17 protein-coding genes are annotated in these 16,569 nt (G+C 73.5%); 4 read left to right on the top strand and 13 right to left on the bottom strand.

Going from position 1 to position 16,569, the window contains the following annotated elements; translation table 11 throughout:
* Positions 1-2: 2 nt before the first annotated feature.
* Positions 3-1,019 carry a 1-acyl-sn-glycerol-3-phosphate acyltransferase gene (locus tag GA0070607_RS17595; RefSeq protein ID WP_089019178.1) on the bottom strand — a complete coding sequence of 339 codons (1,017 nt, stop codon included), beginning with the start codon at positions 1,017-1,019 and terminating at the stop codon, positions 3-5.
* Complete coding sequence (locus GA0070607_RS17590) at positions 1,019-1,852, bottom strand: patatin-like phospholipase family protein (protein ID WP_089019177.1); 834 nt, start codon at positions 1,850-1,852, stop codon at positions 1,019-1,021. Before GA0070607_RS17590 ends, GA0070607_RS17595 begins: the two co-directional genes overlap by 1 nt.
* Positions 1,853-2,017: 165 nt before the next feature.
* Here GA0070607_RS17590 and GA0070607_RS17585 point away from each other — a divergent pair, with 165 nt between their 5' ends.
* Complete coding sequence (locus GA0070607_RS17585; protein WP_089019176.1) at positions 2,018-3,463, top strand: serine/threonine-protein kinase; 1,446 nt, start codon at positions 2,018-2,020, stop codon at positions 3,461-3,463.
* Between the two features lie 30 nt (positions 3,464-3,493).
* Here the strand turns inward: GA0070607_RS17585 and GA0070607_RS17580 are convergent, their stop codons facing one another.
* From GA0070607_RS17580 to GA0070607_RS17540, 9 genes are all read right to left on the bottom strand, one after another.
* Complete coding sequence (locus GA0070607_RS17580) at positions 3,494-4,549, bottom strand: glycosyltransferase family 4 protein (RefSeq protein WP_231931170.1); 1,056 nt, start codon at positions 4,547-4,549, stop codon at positions 3,494-3,496.
* A gap of 157 nt (positions 4,550-4,706) precedes the next feature.
* Positions 4,707-5,378, bottom strand: coding sequence for a BON domain-containing protein (locus GA0070607_RS17575; RefSeq protein WP_089019174.1), 672 nt, complete (start codon positions 5,376-5,378; stop codon positions 4,707-4,709).
* 178 nt (positions 5,379-5,556) lie between these two features.
* The gene (locus GA0070607_RS17570) at positions 5,557-7,209 is read right to left on the bottom strand and encodes a trypsin-like peptidase domain-containing protein (RefSeq protein WP_089019173.1); all 1,653 of its coding nucleotides are present in this window, start codon (positions 7,207-7,209) and stop codon (positions 5,557-5,559) included.
* Between the two features lie 63 nt (positions 7,210-7,272).
* Positions 7,273-8,829 carry a sensor histidine kinase gene (locus tag GA0070607_RS17565; RefSeq protein WP_089019172.1) on the bottom strand — a complete coding sequence of 519 codons (1,557 nt, stop codon included), beginning with the start codon at positions 8,827-8,829 and terminating at the stop codon, positions 7,273-7,275.
* Complete coding sequence (locus GA0070607_RS17560; RefSeq protein WP_089019171.1) at positions 8,826-9,527, bottom strand: response regulator transcription factor; 702 nt, start codon at positions 9,525-9,527, stop codon at positions 8,826-8,828. The genes GA0070607_RS17565 and GA0070607_RS17560 overlap by 4 nt, the downstream gene beginning before the upstream one ends.
* 96 nt (positions 9,528-9,623) lie before the next feature.
* Positions 9,624-10,253, bottom strand: coding sequence for a PadR family transcriptional regulator (locus GA0070607_RS17555; protein ID WP_089019170.1), 630 nt, complete (start codon positions 10,251-10,253; stop codon positions 9,624-9,626).
* Positions 10,250-11,074 carry a DUF4097 family beta strand repeat-containing protein gene (locus tag GA0070607_RS17550; RefSeq protein WP_089019169.1) on the bottom strand — a complete coding sequence of 275 codons (825 nt, stop codon included), beginning with the start codon at positions 11,072-11,074 and terminating at the stop codon, positions 10,250-10,252. Before GA0070607_RS17550 ends, GA0070607_RS17555 begins: the two co-directional genes overlap by 4 nt.
* Positions 11,075-11,180: 106 nt before the next feature.
* Entirely contained in the window at positions 11,181-12,119 is a 939-nt protein-coding gene (locus GA0070607_RS17545) for a lysophospholipid acyltransferase family protein (protein WP_089019168.1), read from the bottom strand.
* Positions 12,116-12,895 (bottom strand): GNAT family N-acetyltransferase, encoded by a 780-nt coding sequence (locus tag GA0070607_RS17540; RefSeq protein WP_089019167.1) that lies wholly within the window; start codon positions 12,893-12,895, stop codon positions 12,116-12,118. The genes GA0070607_RS17545 and GA0070607_RS17540 overlap by 4 nt, the downstream gene beginning before the upstream one ends.
* Positions 12,896-13,046: 151 nt before the next feature.
* Here GA0070607_RS17540 and GA0070607_RS17535 point away from each other — a divergent pair, with 151 nt between their 5' ends.
* From GA0070607_RS17535 to GA0070607_RS17525, 3 genes are all read left to right on the top strand, one after another.
* On the top strand, positions 13,047-13,694 hold the full coding sequence (locus GA0070607_RS17535) for a hypothetical protein (protein WP_089019166.1): 648 nt from the start codon (positions 13,047-13,049) through the stop codon (positions 13,692-13,694).
* 141 nt (positions 13,695-13,835) lie between these two features.
* On the top strand, positions 13,836-14,771 hold the full coding sequence (locus GA0070607_RS17530) for an ABC transporter ATP-binding protein (protein ID WP_089019165.1): 936 nt from the start codon (positions 13,836-13,838) through the stop codon (positions 14,769-14,771).
* The gene (locus tag GA0070607_RS17525) at positions 14,768-15,592 is read left to right on the top strand and encodes an ABC transporter permease subunit (protein WP_089019164.1); all 825 of its coding nucleotides are present in this window, start codon (positions 14,768-14,770) and stop codon (positions 15,590-15,592) included. Before GA0070607_RS17530 ends, GA0070607_RS17525 begins: the two co-directional genes overlap by 4 nt.
* 87 nt (positions 15,593-15,679) lie before the next feature.
* Here GA0070607_RS17525 and GA0070607_RS17520 read toward each other — a convergent pair whose 3' ends face one another.
* The gene (locus GA0070607_RS17520; protein ID WP_089019163.1) at positions 15,680-16,087 is read right to left on the bottom strand and encodes a hypothetical protein; all 408 of its coding nucleotides are present in this window, start codon (positions 16,085-16,087) and stop codon (positions 15,680-15,682) included.
* Positions 16,084-16,431 carry a hypothetical protein gene (locus GA0070607_RS17515; protein ID WP_157743174.1) on the bottom strand — a complete coding sequence of 116 codons (348 nt, stop codon included), beginning with the start codon at positions 16,429-16,431 and terminating at the stop codon, positions 16,084-16,086. The genes GA0070607_RS17520 and GA0070607_RS17515 overlap by 4 nt, the downstream gene beginning before the upstream one ends.
* Positions 16,432-16,569: the final 138 nt, after the last annotated feature.

Genomic DNA, 16,569 nt, shown 5'->3' with positions numbered 1-16,569 from the left:
CCCTACGCGGCGCCGTCCCGATTGGCCGCGATCCAGGCGTCGATCTTCGCCCACCAGTCGTAGAGCCAGTCGATGCGTTCCTGCCGTCCGGTCGGCACGTCCTCCGGTGGCACCGACCAGAACCGCATCACGATCCGCTTGTCCATCGGCAGTTCCCGCCACACGTCGGCGACGGTGAGCATCCGGTCCAGTCCGGTGTGGGCGACGAAGATGGCCCCGGCGTCCGGGGCGGCGTCCAACGCGGCGAGCATGCCGCCCGGCTGCGGGGCGAGCACGTGCCGCATCCGCTCCGCGCGCAGCGCCATCCGCTCCAGCCCGAGGGAACGCAGCCGGGCGATGGCACGCAGCCGACGCTTCGGGGTGAAGTTGCCGCCCTCCGGGAAGATCACGAAGGCGTCGTTGTCATCCAGGCCGGTGGCCAGGTGCCCGACCTGGCGCACCGTCTCCTCGCCGCGCTCCGGCGTCGGCGCGATGAACCGGTTGGGCAGCCGGTTGAGCAGCACGTCGATCGCCGGGTCCCACTGGAGGCTGTCCTTGAGCACGATCCGGGGCTCGCGGTTGAACCAGTTGACCAGACCGTGGATCAGGATGAACGAGTCGCCTGGCCCGGCGTGCCGGGAGAGCACCAGCTCGGGCCGGCCGGGCAGCGCGGTGTCCGGGTCGGTGCCGACCACGTCGATGCGCAGCCGCAGCGTCCAGCGTGCCTGCCAGAACAGCACCCGCAGGAACCAGCCGGCCAGCAGGTAGTGGGCGCGCTGGAAGGCCGGCGACCGGCTCCGCCAGCCGAAGCCGGAGGCGACCCAGAGCACGAAGAGCGCGAGCAGCGCGACGGCGTCCCAGACCAGGTAGACGCAGCCGATCCAGAGCAGTCGCAGCGGACGCAGCCGGCCCGGAACCAGCGGCGAGGCGGCCACCGCGAGCAGCGCCCAGACCGGCAGGGTGGTCACCACGGTGAATGCGAGCAGCACCACGCCGGGGGCGAGCAGCAACCGGCGCAGCCACCTGGGCGGCAGCGGCATCACCGCTCCACGTGGGTCGCGAGGTAGCGCCGGGAGGCGGTGTACGCGCGGCTGATCCGCCGCCCCACCGCCGCCATGTCGCGGTACGCCCACGGGGTGTCGTCACGCGGGTTCAGCCCACCCGTCGGCAGGACGTGCACCTCCACCCCCTCGGGCAGCGCCGCCAACTCCCGGAAGAACCGGTGCCGGCGGGAGATCTCGAACGCGACCTGCGCGATCTCCCACGGCCGCCGGGGCGGCGTCAGCTCCCGTTCGATCCGGCCGACCTGAAGGACGAAGATCCGCTTCGCGCCCACGGCCACCGCCTCGCCGATCGGTATCGAGTTGACGATGCCACCGTCCACATAGTGCGCGCCGTCGATCTCGGTGGGCGGGAGCAGGCCCGGCACCGAGGCCGACGCCAGCACGGCCGGCACCACGGGGCCGCTGTCGAACCAGTGCTCGGCGGCGCGCTCGATGTGCGCGGCGCAGCAGCGGAACGGCACCCGCAGGTCGGCGAAGGTGGTGTCCACACCCAGCTCGGATTCGAGCACCCGGCGCAGCGGCCTTGGCGAGTGCAGGTGGGTCCGGGCGGCGAAGCGGCGCAGCTGCCGGGCGACCGAGTCGCCGTACACCTCGCTGGCCTCCGGCGAGGCCCAGAGCCGGACCAGCCGGTCGGTCACCGCCTCCGACGGGTCGGCCGCGACCAGCGCGCCGTTGACGGCGCCGATCGAGGTGCCGAGCACCATGTCGGGTTGGATCCCGGCGCGGAACAGGGCACGCAACATGCCCACCTCGACCGCGCCGAGCACTCCCCCGCCCCCGAGCACGAACGCTACCGGTCCCCCCGCCATGCCACCCATCCTGGCACGGGCGTGCCGCCGACCGGTCGGCCACCGCCGGGCGATGGTGGACGCGCCCGACCGCCGCGGATCGAGGGGCGGACAGTGACGACCGTTGACAGCCACGACACATTCGCGCAACCTGATACCGCTCCCACCCCGAGGCAGGTGCGATCCGTGACGGCAGCACTGCACGCGGGCCGGTTGCTGGCCCGCAGGTACCGACTTCTCGACCAGATCGGCGCGGGCGGCATGTCGGTCATCTGGCGTGCACGGGACGAGGTGCTGGACCGGGTCGTCGCGCTCAAGGTGCTCGCACCGTCGCTGGCCGCCGACGCCCGCTTCCGGGACATGGTGCGCGAGGAGGCCAGAGCCGCCGCCCAGCTGGTGCACCCGCACGTGACATCGGTGCACGACTACGGCGAGACGGTCGCCCCGGACGGCGCCACCACCTCCTTCGTGGTGATGGAGCTGCTCAGCGGTGAGGAGTTGAAGCTGCGGCTCACCGAGGGCCCGCTGCCGTGGGCCGAGGCGGTCCAGGTCGGCGCGCAGGTCGCGGACGCGCTGGCCGCCGCCCACCGGCTCGGCATCGTGCACCGGGACATCACGCCGGCCAACGTGATGATGACCGGGGTGGGCGTCAAGGTGCTCGACTTCGGCATCGCCACCCGGATCGGCGCTCCCGACGAGGACGAGGACGGCGGCACCTTCGGCACCCCGGCGTACGTGGCCCCGGAGCGGCTCGACGGCGCGCCCGCCCAGCCGGCGACCGACGTGTACTCGCTCGGCGTGCTGCTGCACGAGGCGCTGACCGGCCGGGTCCCCTACCCCGCGGACACCTGGGAGCAGCTCAGCGACGCGCTGACCAGCGGCCCACCGCCGACGCTGGCCGGGCTGCCGGAGCTGCCCCCTGCGGTGGCCCGGATCTGCCTGCGCAGCCTGGCCAGGGATCCGGCCGACCGGCCGACCGCCCGGCAGGTCGCCACTGTGCTGCGTGCGCACCTGCTGCCTGCCGACACCACCCCGGTGCCCCCGCCGCCCCGGCCGCCGGCCACCCCCGTCCCGGCTGCCGGCGGCGAAGGGGCGGCGGGACCGGGTGGCGGAGCAGCCGTACCGGCCGACGCCGGGCCCGACCGCCGCCGACGGCCGCTGCTGCTGATCGCGGCGGTCCTGGCGGTCGGCGTGGCGCTGACCGTCGCGGCCCTGCTGCCCGAACAGCGGGCGACACCGCGGACGCAGCCCACCGCCGGTCCGGCGCCGACCGCGTCGAGTGGCCCGACGGTCACCGAGTCATCCCGTCCAGCCGCGGCACCGTCGGCACCGGGAAGCACCGGCTCGCCCCCCGCCGGGCCGGGCACGCTGATGGAGGCCGCCAACCGGGTCGACGGGCTGATCGGCGCCGGGTTGACCTCCGGGGAGATCCGCGCCGACGTCGGCCTCGACCTGCGCAACGAGCTGCATAACCTGACCGCCACTGTCGGCTCCGGCCGGAACGACCTGGCGCCGCCGGTGGCCCGGCTGCGCGAGAAGGTCACGGTCCGGCGGGGCGAGGGCGGCATCAGCCAGGCGTACGCGGAGCGGCTGGACGCCGCCATCGCCGAGCTGGGTGCCGCCCGGGTCTGATCCGGGCTCCGCCGACACGGAGCGCGCCGGTCAGCGGGCCGCCACCCGGACCGACTCGCGGACGTCGTGCCGGCCGGCGAGGAAGCGTCGGAAGATCTCCTCGTAGCCGTACGCCAACCGCTCGACCGAGAAGTTCTCCGCGACGTGCGCCACGCAGGCCGCCGGGTCGAGTCCCTTCGCCGCAAGCAACGCCGCGGGCAGCTCCTCCGGCTGCTCGCAGACCAGGCCGGTCACTCCGGGCCGGACCAGCTCCGGCACCGCACCACGGTCGAAGGCGACCACCGGAGTACCGGTGGCCATCGCCTCCAACATCACCATGCCGAACGGCTCCTCCCACTGGATCGGCATGATCAGGCAGCGGGCGTCGACCAGCATCCGAAGGGTTTCCGCGCGGTCGGCGTTCAACACGACTGTCACGTCGTCGCCGACGAGCGGCGCGACTACCTGCTCGTAGTACCGGCGCTCGGCCGGCTCGTTGCACTTGCCGGCCAGCAGCAGCGGCAGCCCGGCCGCCCGGCACGCCCGGATGGCGACGTCCGGGCCCTTGTCCGGGCTGAACCGGGCCAACCACAGCACCGGCCCTGGGCCGGGCGCCGTCTTGCGCGGAAACCCGCGCGGGTCCAGTGCGTTGTGCACCGTGCCGGCCCAGGGCAGGACCGGGTTGAGCCGGCGCTGGGCGTGCGAGATGGCCACCAGGGCGACCCCCCGGTCGACCTCGCTGAGCACGTCGCCGTACTCCCCCACCGGGTTACCGTGCACCGTCGCCACGGTCGGCACGGACCGGCGGCCGGCCACGAGCGGGCCGATGGTGGTGTGGTCGTGGATCACGTCGAAGTCGCCTGCCGTGATCATCCGATTCACCCGGGCCAGGTGGGCCAGTTCGGGCAACGACTCGCCGAGTCGCGCGTACTGGACCTCGGGAACGGTGGAGACGAAGCCGCCGGCGGCGGTGCCGTGGTGTACGCCGGCACCGAACAGGGTCACCTCGTGCCCGTGCCCGGTCAGCGCGTCCACCAGCCCGGCGACCACCTGCTCGAGGCCGCCGTAGCCGGGCGGCGGCACGGACAGCCATGGCGGCACCACCATCGCGATGCGCAACGGCCGCTCCGAGGCACGGGCGGCGGGCGGGTGGTTCACGGCCACGAGTCCTCCCCGTTGCTCCCCGGTCCGGTGTCGCCGCCGGTCGGAATGGTCCGCGGCGGTTTCCCCGTGTCGTCGGCGGTAAACCGGACAGGACGGACGATCACCCGCCGACCAGGAGCTGGTCGTGGACGATCCGCACCCCGGGCGCGGACCAGGCCACCCGCTCGACCTGGTCGCGTTCCCACCACGAGCGGACCACCCCGGCGAGGACCAGCGTGTCGCCGTCGACCTCGACCGTCACCCGGTCGGCGCCGAGCGTCCGCCGCAGCGCGCGCTGCACGTCCCGTCGTAGCCGGTCAGCGGCCGGTGGCGTCGGCGGACGCACCTCGACCAGGTTGGTGATCCCCCGCACGCCGTCCAACCGGCGTAGCTCCCCCTCGGCGGTGCGGCGCTGCCACCCGAACTCGACCTCACCGCGGAGCATCAGCCAGCCGTTGGCGACGGTCACGTCCAGCCGCTCGGCCGGCACGAAGCTGTCCCACTCCAGCGCGCGGCTGGCGGCGATGGCGATCTCCGCGTCGGTACGCCCCGGTGTCCCCGGCAGCCGCACCTCGATCTCGTCGGCCACCACCCGGACCCCGCGGACCCGCTGCGCGCAGCGGACCGCCGCCCAACCGCGGGCGGCCCCGTCCACGAACCCGGTGAGGGTGACCACACCCTGGTCGACGGTCACGCCGATCTCGTTCGGTTGCAGCCGCGCGTCCCAGGCCAGCTCGGCCAGGACGTCGCGCTGGATCCGCTGGTCGTCGCGGACATCCGTCGCCGTGCTCATGGCTTCACCCCCCGTACGTCGCCGGCTCGCCTGCCGAACGTGCCTGGCGTACGGGTGACGGCGGCTCACCCGGATCGGGTGAACCGCCGTCAGGGCGGAAAAGAGCGGCGGGTGACGGAGCCAACCCCCTTGGCCCCGCCACCCGCCGCCGGAGGGAGGAGGCAGGTTCAGATGACGGTCAGGACGTCTCGGCGAGCGTCACGGTCGCGGTCTTCTCGGTGCCGTTGCGCTTGAACTGCACCTGGACCCGGTCGCCGACCTTGCCGGCCTGCACCGCGCCGACCAGGTCGTCGGAGTCGTTGACGGCCTTGTCGCCGAACCGGGTGATCACGTCGCCACGCTGGAGGCCGGCCTTCTCGGCGGCGCTGCCCGGAGTGACCGACGCGACCAGGGCACCGCCGCCCTCGGCCTGGTTGACGCCGACCCCGAGCGACGGGTGGCTGACCTTCTCGCCGCGCTGGAGCTTGCCCGCGACGTCCTTGGCCTTGTTGCTGGGGATGGCGAAGCCGACGCCGATGTTGCCGGTGCTCTGCCCGGAGGTGGCGATGGCGGTGTTGATGCCGATCACCTCGCCACGGGTGTTGACCAGGGCGCCGCCGGAGTTGCCGGGGTTGATCGGGGCGTCGGTCTGGAGCAGGCCGGAGATCGAGCTGACCGCCTGGCCCTGCTGGTTCGGGTCCTGCGGCTGGCCCTCGCCGGCCCGGATGGTGCGGTCGCGGGCGCTGAGAATGCCGGAGGTCACCGAACCCTGCAGGCCGAGCGGGCTGCCCAGGGCGAGCACCTGGTCGCCGACCTGCATGCCGTCGCTGTCGCCGAAGGTGGCCGGCTTGAGGCCGCTCACCCCGTCGGCCTTCACCACGGCCAGGTCGGTCTTCGGGTCGGTACCGACGATCTTCGCTTGCGCGTTCTTGCCGTCGGCGAAGACCACCTGCACTGTGTCACCGGCGGCCGAGGCGACCACGTGGTTGTTGGTGAGCACGTAGCCGTCGGCGCTGAGCACCACGCCGGAGCCCTCGCCGCTGGTGGTGGCGATGGAGACGACGCTGTCCTGCACGGCGGCGGCGATCTTCGGCAGGTCGGCGCTGTTGAGCACCGGGGCCGCGGAGTAGGTGCGGGTGACGCCGCCACCGTCGCCGTCGAGGGCGAGCGCGAGCGCGCCGCCGGCCACACCGGAGCCGAGCATGAGGGCGAACACCGCGACGCCGGCGCCGGCGAACTTGGCGATCCGACCGGGCCGGGGCCCGGTGCCGGGCGGCGTGGCCTGCGGGCCCCAGGGCGGCACGGGCTGCTGGTGCTGCCCCGGGTGCTGCTGGTGCTGCCCCGGGTGCTGCTGGTGCCCCGGGTGCTGCTGGTGCCCCGGGTGCTGCTGGTGCCCCGGGTGCTGCTGCTGGTACGCCACGCCCGGCTGACCCCCGGCGGCCCAGCCGGACTGCTGCCCCGGGTACCACGGCGCACCGGGGTACCCGGCGGCGGTCGGCTGCGGGTAGCCCGGCTGGCCGGTCGCCGGGTGGCCGGTCGCCGGGTGGCCGGAGACCGGGTACGGCGGCGCGGAGTGGGTGCCGGCGGGGGGCTCGTACCCGGTCGGCTGCGCGGCGGCCGGCGGAGCGCTGGCCTGCTGGCCGGCGTACCCGGAGGACACCGTCGGCTCGGCGGGCACGGCCGGGTTGGCGGCGGTGGTCGCCGCGTCGTCGCTGGTCGAGACGACCGGTACAGGGGTGGTCGGGGAGTCGGACTGCGCGCGCTCGTCGCGCGGCAACTCGGCGGTGGGGTGCGACGGCTCGGCGTCGGTGGGGGCCGGCCGGCGCTGCGGGTCGGACTCGAACTCGGTCATGGAACTACCTTCTCCCCGGCCACTGCGACCAACCTGGAACCGTCCTGGAAGTTGCCTGAAAAATCATTCGCCCGCGTCGTCCGCCTGAGGCACCTGCGGCAGCCGGACCCGGAAGGTCGCGCCGCCGCCCGGAGTCTCCACCACCTCGACCGCGCCGTGGTGGGCGGCGACCAACGCCGCCACGATGGCCAGGCCCAGGCCTGTGCCGGTGTTGCCGTCGGCCCGCCGCGTCCGCGCCGCGTCGGCCCGGTAGAACCTCTCGAAGACCCGTTCCGCCTGCTCCGGGGAGAGCCCCGGGCCGGTGTCGGACACCTCCACCACGGCGAGGTTTCCCGGCTCGGCACGCAGCCGCAGCGTGATCTCGGCGTCCGGTGGGGTGTGGGTCAGCGCGTTGGTGACCAGGTTGCCGATCACCTGACGCAGCCGGGCATCGTCGGCGAAGACGACGAGAGGACCCGAGCCGGGCTCGATCTCCAGCTCGATCCGCCGGTCCGGGTCGATCGCCCGGGCGGCCTGCACCGCGTCGGAGGCCAGCACCGGCAGCTCGACCGGGGCCAGTGAGAGCGGCCGTTCCCGGTCCAGCCGGGCGAGCAGCAGCAGATCCTCCACCAGCAGTCCCATCCGGGCCGCCTCGTCCTCGATCCGGCGCAGCAGGCCGGCGGTCTGCTCCGGCGCCCGGGCCGCGCCCTGCCGGTACAGCTCGGCGAAGCCACGGATGGTGGTCAGCGGGGTTCGCAGCTCGTGCGAGGCGTCCGCGACGAACTGCCGCATCCGTTCCTCGGAGCGCCGGGCACGCGCCTCGGACGCCTGCGCGGCGAACGCCGCGTCCCGGGCGGCGCTCTCGGCCGAACGCGCGGCGGTCTCTGAGGCGGCCCGGGCGGTGAACGCCGCCTCGATCTGCGTGAGCATCGCGTTCAGGGCGCGGGAGAGCCGGCCCAGCTCGGAGGTGGGATGCTCCTGCCCCTCCTCCGGGTCGGGCACCCGGCGGGTCAGATCGCCGCCGGCGATGGCGCCGGCGGTCCGTTCGATCTCCACCAGCGGTTTGAGGCTGGTCCGCACGATCGCCGCGCCGACCGAGGCCAGCATGATCAGCACCGCGCCGCCGACCAGAAGGTCTATCCAGACGAGCTGCTTCACCGCCCGATCCACCTCGGTCAGCGGCTGACCCACGGCGAGCACCGAGCCGTCCGGCTGGGCCGCGTAGTAGACCCGCCACCGGGTGAAGCCGTCATGAGACAGGACGGTCCGCGGCTCCCCCTCCAGGTCCTCGAAGCCGTCACGGCTGTCGGGGAAGGTCGGCAGCTGCTCGGGATCGAGACTGATGTCGTCGTAGATCGCCCGGTAGACCCGCTGCTCGTCGGCCAGCGACACGACGTAGTCGCTGGGCAGCATGGCGTTGATCTGCCCGCTGCGCAGCTTCGGGAGCAACTGTCCGAGGCCCTGGGCGGTCGACCTGATCTGCCCGTCCACCTGGCCCTGCAGGTAATTGCGAAGGAAATAGGCGGTCAGCGAGCTGATCACCAGCAGTGCGACGGCGACCAGCGCAAGCACCGAGGTGACCAGCTTCACCCGCAGCGGAACGCTGCGAACCCGTCCCTTCGCCTGCTGGACCGCGTTCACGCCGCCGGCTTGCGCAGCACGTACCCGACGCCACGAAGGGTGTGGATCAGCCGGGGCTGGGTGGTGTCGACCTTGCGCCGCAGGTACGAGATGTAGGACTCGACGATGTTGTCGTCGCCGCGGAAGTCGTAGTTCCAGACGTGGTCGAGGATCTGCGCCTTGGACAGCACCCGGTTGGCGTTGAGCATCAGGTAGCGCAGCAGTTTGAACTCGGTCGGCGAGAGCTGCACCCGCTGCCCGGCCCGGTGCACCTCGTGGGTCTCCTCGTCCAGCTCCAGGTCAGCGAAGGTGAGCCGGGACGGGGCCTGCTCGCCGGTGGTGGTGCGGCGTAGCACCGCGCGGATCCGGGCGGTCAGCTCCTCCAGGCTGAACGGCTTGGTGACGTAATCGTCGCCGCCCAGGGTCAGCCCACGGATCTTGTCGTCGGTGGCGTCCCGGGCGGTCAGGAAGACCACCGGGGTACGCGTACCGCCCTCGCGGAGGATCCGGATGACCTCGAAGCCGTCGAGGTCCGGCAGCATCACGTCGAGCACGACCAGGTCGGGTCGGTGGTCCTTCGCGGCGTTCAGGGCCGCGCTGCCGCTGGTCGCGGTGGCCACGTCGAAGCCCGCGAAGCGCAGGCTCGCGGAGAGCAGTTCGAGGATGTTCGGGTCGTCCTCGACGACGAGCAGTCGCGCCTCGGTCTGGGTAGCGGGCATGTGCCAATCATCGGTGACCTCACTGCACCGGCGCTGGATGCTTCCTGCAAAAATCCTGTGAGTCGCCGGCCGCCCCGATCGTGCGGGCGGCGCCGGTCAGCGCAGCAGTCGGCGCAGCCCGTCCAGCGCGCCGTCGAGCAGTCGGATCGCGGTGCGCAGCTGGGTGTCGCTGAACTGCCGGGCCCGCGCCAGCCGGCCGACCTCCGTGGTGAACGCGGCCAGCCGCTGGTCGAGCTCGTCGAGCAGTCCCGCGCGGGTGCCGTTCGCCGCCGCCGGGCCGGGCGTCGGGGCCGGACCGGGCGTCGCGGGCGGAGGCTCCCAACGGGTCCGGCGGGTCTGCCGGGCCGCCGCACTCAGCTCCCGCTTGAGGTCGCGCACCGAGCCGCTCACCTCGCTGCGTATTTCACCGGCCAGGGTGGAGAGGTCCGCCACCGAGGCGGCGATGTCCGCCTCCAGGGTGCTCAGTTCGCCGGCCCGTTGGCGCAGCTCATCGCGGCCGAGGTCGGTGATGCCGTACGTCTTGCGGCCTCCGGCGGCGGTGTGGCTGACCAGCCCTTCGGCCTCCAGCCGTTGCAGACGGGGGTAGATGGTGCCGGCGCTGGGCGCGTAGAGCCCGAGGAACCGGTCCTCCAGCAGGCGGATCAGCTCGTAGCCGTGCTTCGGACCGTCGTCGAGGAGTTTGAGCAGGTAGAGCCGGAGCCGGCCGTGGCTGAACACGGCGGTCACGGCAGCTCCTCCTGGTCGTCGTCCACCGGCCGGGCGAGTAGCGCGATGCTCCCCGAGGTCGCGGACGCCCAGAGCTTACCCTCGCCCGCGCCGAGCACCCCCGCACTGTTGGCCAGCGGGAACGTCGAGGTGCGCAGCTGGGGGAACCCGCTGGTGATCCGGCCCGACGCGGTGTGCAGCCGTACGTCGAGGTCGCTGTCCTGCCGGATCCGGACGGTGATGCTGCCCGAGATGGTGGTGAGCCGGATCTCGCTACGGCGGGGGTTGTCCAGGTCGCAGGTGATCGCTCCCGACACGGTCTGCGCCCGCACCCGGTCGGCGGCGCTGTCGGCGAGGATCACCTCACCGGAGACCGTCTCGAGACTGAGGTCGCCGCCCACGCCGAGCGCCTCCACCGGGCCCGAAGTGATCTTCGCGAAGGTGCTGCCCCGCAGCCCCATCAGGGTGATCTGGCCGGCGGTCACATCGACCGTGGTCTGCTGGCGCAGCCCGGAGGCGACCAGCGAGCCCGCGACCAGACCCAGGTCGGCGACGACGTCGGCGGGCACCGCGACGGAGACGTCCACCCGCGGGTACCGCGTGATCGACCGGAGCCAGCGCAGGGCGTCCGCCCAGCCCCGGCCGCGTTCCTGGCGGATGGTGAGCCGACCATCGGAGTGGGTGACCAGGACGGGGCGGCGGCCGACACGGGTGACGTCGATCCGGGCCGGGCCGTCGGTGGCGACCACGTTGAGCCGCCCGCTCACCAGGCGGACGTCGAGCCGGGTGACCGGGCCGTCCACGGTGAGCCGCTGCGGGCTGTCGACCGTCCATCCGGTCATGGCGTCCTCCCCTCGACGACGCGCCGACGCGCGTCCGACGAGAGGAACAGTAACGCGATACATCGCGACAGCACAAGACTGTCGCGAGTCCGCGCGGCCGCTCCCCTCAGGCCGCCAGGTCCGGCCCCCGGCCGTCGGCCGGCGACGACACGGGAGCCGTCGGGCTCGTGGTGCGCACCGGACGCCGCCGGGCCCACGCCCCGGCACCGGTCGGGGGAAGCAGGTGTACGGCCGACTCGGCGGCCCGCGCCAGCAACCGCCGGTCGGTGTCGCGGGCCGGATGCAGCGCGGCACCGACCGTCACCATCACCACCAGCTCCCGCGCCGCCACCACCCGGGCGACCGAGCGCAGCAGGGTGTCCGCACCGAGGAAGGCGCCGGCCGTGGTGGCCGTCCCGGTGGCCTCGCACAGGTGAACGAGTCGCAGCGGCACCACCGGGCTGCCGGTGTCGATGGCCGCCTGGAACGTGGCGGGTCGGAACCCGCCGCCGGGGCGGCAGTCAACCGCGCGGTCCCCGGCGCACCAGGTCGTACCCTCCGGAAAGACCGCGACCGACCGGCCGGCGCGCAGCGCGTCGCCGACCCGGCGCACGGTGCCCGGCAGCGCCCGCGGCCGGGACCGGTCCACGAAGACGGTGCCGGCCGCCGCCGCGAGCAGGCCCACCACCGGCCAGGAGCGGATCTCCCGCTTGGCCACCATCCGCGTCGGCGCGACCGCCAGCACCGCGAGGATGTCCAGCCACGAGACGTGGTTGGCGACCAGTAGCGCGCGCCGCCGGGGCGGTCGGCCCCGGATCACCAGTCGGACGCCGAAGGCGCGCGCGGTGCCCCGGGCCCAGCCGCGGACCGCCGCCTGCCGCTCCGGTGCCGGCAACAGGGGCAGCAGTACCACCAGGCCCACCCCGGCCAGCAGCATGCCGGCCGCCGCGACCAACCGGAGCACCCGGCGGGCGACCGGCACCGTGGGCACCTCGCCGGCCACCGGCAGGCACTCGTCGTCGCAGCCGGACGAGGGCCGCCAGAGGTCGTGCGGCGCGGCGGTCACCGCTCCGCCCCGCCCAGGAAGTGCCGCAGGTAGCGCGGGTTCATCCGGTCCAGGGAGAACAAGACGTAGAAGTCCGCGACCTCGAAGTCGGGGTCGTACGACGGCTCGCCGCAGATCCATGCGCCGAGCCGCAGGTAGCCACGCAGCAGCGGCGGCACCGCTGCGCGGCCGACCGGATCGACGGTCATCATCGGAGCCGCGGCGGCGGCCGGCTCGGCGAACCAGGGCCGCAGCGGGCGGACCCGCAGCGGGGGCGGCGCCAGGTGCCGGGCCCGGGCCTGCCCCCATACCTCGGCCACCGCCCGGCCGCCGTCGGCCACCGGCACCGAGGCGCAGCCGCCGAGCCAGCGTGAGCCGCGCAGGTGCAGGTACCGGGTGATGCCGGCCCACATCAGATTGATCACCGCGCCCGAGCGGTGGACCGGGTGCACACAGGACCGCCCCGCCTCGACCAGATCGTCGCGGAGTGGATCGAGCGCGGCGAGGTCGAACTCGCCCTCGGCGTACCGCCGGTCGGTGCGGCCGGGCGGCAGCAGCCGGTACGTACCGACCACCTCGCCGGTGCTCTCCTGGCGGACGATCAGGTGGTCGCAGTGGGCGTCGAAGGGGTCCACGTCCATCCCGGCCCCGCCCGGGCGGAGGGTGGCGCCGAGCTCGGTGGCGAACACCTCGTGACGCAGGCGTTGCGCGGCCGCGACCTGGGTCGGGTCGTCGGCGATCAGCAGGGTGTATCCGCTGGTCGTCAGGGGTGCGCCAGCGGCATGCAGAACAGCCATGGGACCTGTGTAGGTGCCCGGGGTTGCCATCGGCGGTGACCACCGGTGTCGATCGGGTGAACGCCGGCCGGCGGATGCGCCCGACGGCGGCCGTGCGAGGCTGCCGGACGGACCCGGCGACGTCGCCGGCACGCCCCACCGGAGGTCGACGATGCGCATCGAGTCTCGCTACAACGGGCCGTCCGGCTCCGGCAACGGCGGCTGGAGCGCCGGGGTCTTCGCCGCCTCGGCGGGCGGGCCCGGCCCGGTCGAGGTGACGCTGCGCCGGCCACCGCCGTTGGAGACGGCGCTGACGATGGTCGACGGCGAGGTCCGTGACCCGGCCGGCGAACTGGTGGCCGAGGTGCGCCCGGTCGGAACGGTGGACGCCGTCGTACCGCCGGTCGACAGGGACACCGCGATCGACGCCTCGACCCGCTACCCCGGCCTGGTCGAGCACCCGTTCCCCGACTGCTACGTCTGCGGTCCGCACCGGGCCGACGGGCTGCGGATCTTCCCCGGCCGCCTGCCGGACGGCCGGACCGCCGCGCCGTTCCGGGCGCCCGAGCAGGTCAGCGACGCCACGGTCTGGGCGGCGCTGGACTGTCCGGGCGGCTGGACGGTGCTGACGCCCGGTCGCCCGTACCTGCTGGGCCGGATCGCCGCCGTGGTCACCGCGTTGCCGTCGCCCGGTGACGAGTGCGTGGTGACCGGCGCGCTGATCCGCGCCGAGGGGCGCAAGGCCCTCGTGCACACCAGCCTGTACGGACCGGACGGCGCGCTGCTCGGCGCGGCCCGGGCCACCTGGATCGCCCGCTGACCCGCTCCGTCGTCCGCAGGGAGGACCCGCCTCCACCCCCAGGCGGACCACGCCGTACGGACCGCGCCTGATTGACCTTGTTGCCCGGGGCCGTCACGCTGTGCCACGGCGTACCTCGACGCCGCACACGGGAGGAGAACGATGACTGACGGGCAGCGAAGCCCCACCAGTGACGGTCAGATCGTGGTGTCCGGTCTGACGAAGCAGTACAAGAACGTCCGGGCGGTGAACAACCTGTCCTTCACCGTCGCGCCAGGGCGGGTGACCGGCTTCCTCGGCCCGAACGGCGCCGGCAAGACCACCACGCTGCGCATGTTGCTGAACCTGGTCACGCCGACCGCCGGTACGGCCACCATCAGCGGTCACCGGTACGCCGACCTCACCGACCCGCTGCGGCACGTCGGCGCGATCCTGGAGGCGTCGAGCGCGCACAAGGGCCGCACCGGCATCAACCACCTGCGGGTGATCTGCGCGGCGGCGGGGCTGCCCAAGCAGCGGGCCGACGAGGCGCTGGCCCTGGTCGGGTTGACCCCGGCGGCGAAGCGCAAGTTCAAGGGCTACTCGCTCGGCATGAAGCAGCGGCTCGGCATCGCCGCCGCGATGCTCGGCGACCCCCGGGTGCTGATCCTGGACGAGCCGGCCAACGGGCTCGACCCGGAGGGCATCCGGTGGATGCGGGGGTTCCTCAAGAACCTCGCCCACGAGGGCCGCACCGTGCTGGTCTCCAGCCACCTGCTGTCGGAGATGCAGTTGCTCGCCGACGACGTGGTGATCATCGCGGCCGGGCAACTGGTCCGCCAGGGACCGGTCGACCAGGTCCTCGGGTCGATGGCGCAGGGCGCCCGGGTCCGGGTCCGCACCCCGCAGGCCGAGACGCTGATCACCGCGCTGAAGGCGCTGTCGGCCACCGTCGACACCGACGAGCAGGGCGTCCTGCTGGTCGGCGGGGTGGACGCCCCGACGATCGGCCGCGCCGCCCTGGCCGCCGGGGTCGAGCTGCACGAACTGACCACCGAACGGCCCGACCTGGAACGGGTCTTCCTGGAGCTGACGGCCGGAAAGGCGGGCATCCGATGAACCTGATCCGAGCCGAGTTGCTCAAGATCCGCACCACCAACACCTGGTGGATCTTCGCGCTCATCAGCCTGCCGCTCTGGGCGCTCACCCTGCTCATCAACTGGTTGCAGGCCGACGCCCTGACCAGCAACAACATCGGCGACCTGTCGTCCGAGCAGGCGGCCCAGTTCGAGGCCGCGGCCAGTCCGGACGCACTCTCGTCGAACCTGTTCACCACCGGGCAGTTCTTCGGCCTGCTGATCGTGATGCTGCTCGGCATCATCGTGGTGACCAGCGAGTTCTTCCACCAGACGGTGACCACCACGTTCCTCACCACGCCGCACCGCACCGCGGTGATGAGCGCCAAGCTGGCCGCGGCCGGTGTGCTGGCGCTGCTGTTCTGGCTGGTCACCACCGCGCTGAACCTGATCGCCGGCGCGGCGGTGCTGAACGCCGTGGGGGTGGGCTCGCAACTGGGCAACGACGCGGCCTGGCGGGCGATCGGGTTGAACCTGCTCGCGTACCTGCTCTGGGCCGTGTTCGGCGTCGGCATCGGGGTGCTGATCCGCAGCCAGATCGGCGCCACCGTGACCGGCATCCTGCTCTACCTGGGTGGCTCGATCGGCGCGATCGTGGTGATCAGCATCCTGGCCGCCCGCTGGGGTGACTGGATCAACAACCTGCAACTGCTGGTGCCGTCGCTCGCCTCGTCGCTGATGGTCACCGGGGCGGACATCCCCGGCAACCCGCCGCGCTGGGCCGGCGCCCTCGTGCTGGTCGGGTACGCGGTGATCACCGGCCTGGTCGGCACCCTGCTGATGCGCCGGCGCGACATCTCCTGACCCGGACCGTCCCGGGATGGCGGCGGCTCGGTCGCCACCCCGGGGCGTCTCGGTCCCCCGCCACCGCGGCTCGGGGCCCGGTCGACTTCACCCGCCCGGGCAGCCCCGGCCGCCGCTGACCGGAACGCAGTGGCCGACCGGCGGGTCCGGCTCCTGGTCGGCCGGGGTGTGCCCGACCAGGCTGCTGGTCGCCATGCTGCCGGCGAGCGCGACCGCCAGATAGAGCAGCGCCATCCCGCCGAGCGACCAGCCGAAGTGCCGCCGCCAGCCCTGCTCCCCCGCCCACCCGGCGAGCACCAGGCCGACCAGCGGCAGCGCCGCGTTCAGCACGAGCCCGGCGGTCAGCAGGGCGTCGGTCGTCGCGCCGAACGCCCGCGCCATGTCCTGGGTCGGCGTGTACGGCGTGGACGTCCGCCGGATCAGCCCCACCACGAGCAGGAACGGCACCCCGTAGAGCCAGGCGAAGAAGAGCCCACCGAGGCCCAGGCGCTTCACGAGCGGCCCAGGTACGCGGCGGCCACGACCGCGCAGATCGCGACGCTGACCGCCACGGACAGGGTGCCGGCCAGCACAGCCGAGGTGATCCGGCGGACGACCAGCGCGTCAACCACCGCCGTGACGATCAGCAGCCCGAAGAGCACCGGCCCGCCCCAGACCAGTCCGGCCAGCGCCAGTGACTCCGCCGGAGAGAGGCAGCTGAACATCGCCGAACAGTCCTGCCGCGGGGCGCTCGGCACGCTGGTCGTGCCCACCACCACCGCCGCGATCACGGTGGCATACCAGCCGAACGCGACCGCCATGCTCCTGCCGTACCGCTCCCGTACCCCCGTGCCATCCACGCGGCCGATCCTGCCGGGGAGCGCCGTGGCGGACATCCGTACAGGTACTCAGGCGCCGACGCCGGCCGCCCTAGCAGCCGTCGGAGCGACCCGCAGCGCTTGCTGGACTTCTGGCATCTTCTGTGAATCGGACCACGC

Source organism: Micromonospora coriariae, from assembly GCF_900091455.1.
In the GTDB taxonomy this organism is placed as follows: domain Bacteria; phylum Actinomycetota; class Actinomycetes; order Mycobacteriales; family Micromonosporaceae; genus Micromonospora; species Micromonospora coriariae.
The sequence above is the reverse complement of the archived record's forward strand: the minus strand, read 5'-3'. Positions and strand labels throughout refer to the sequence as shown.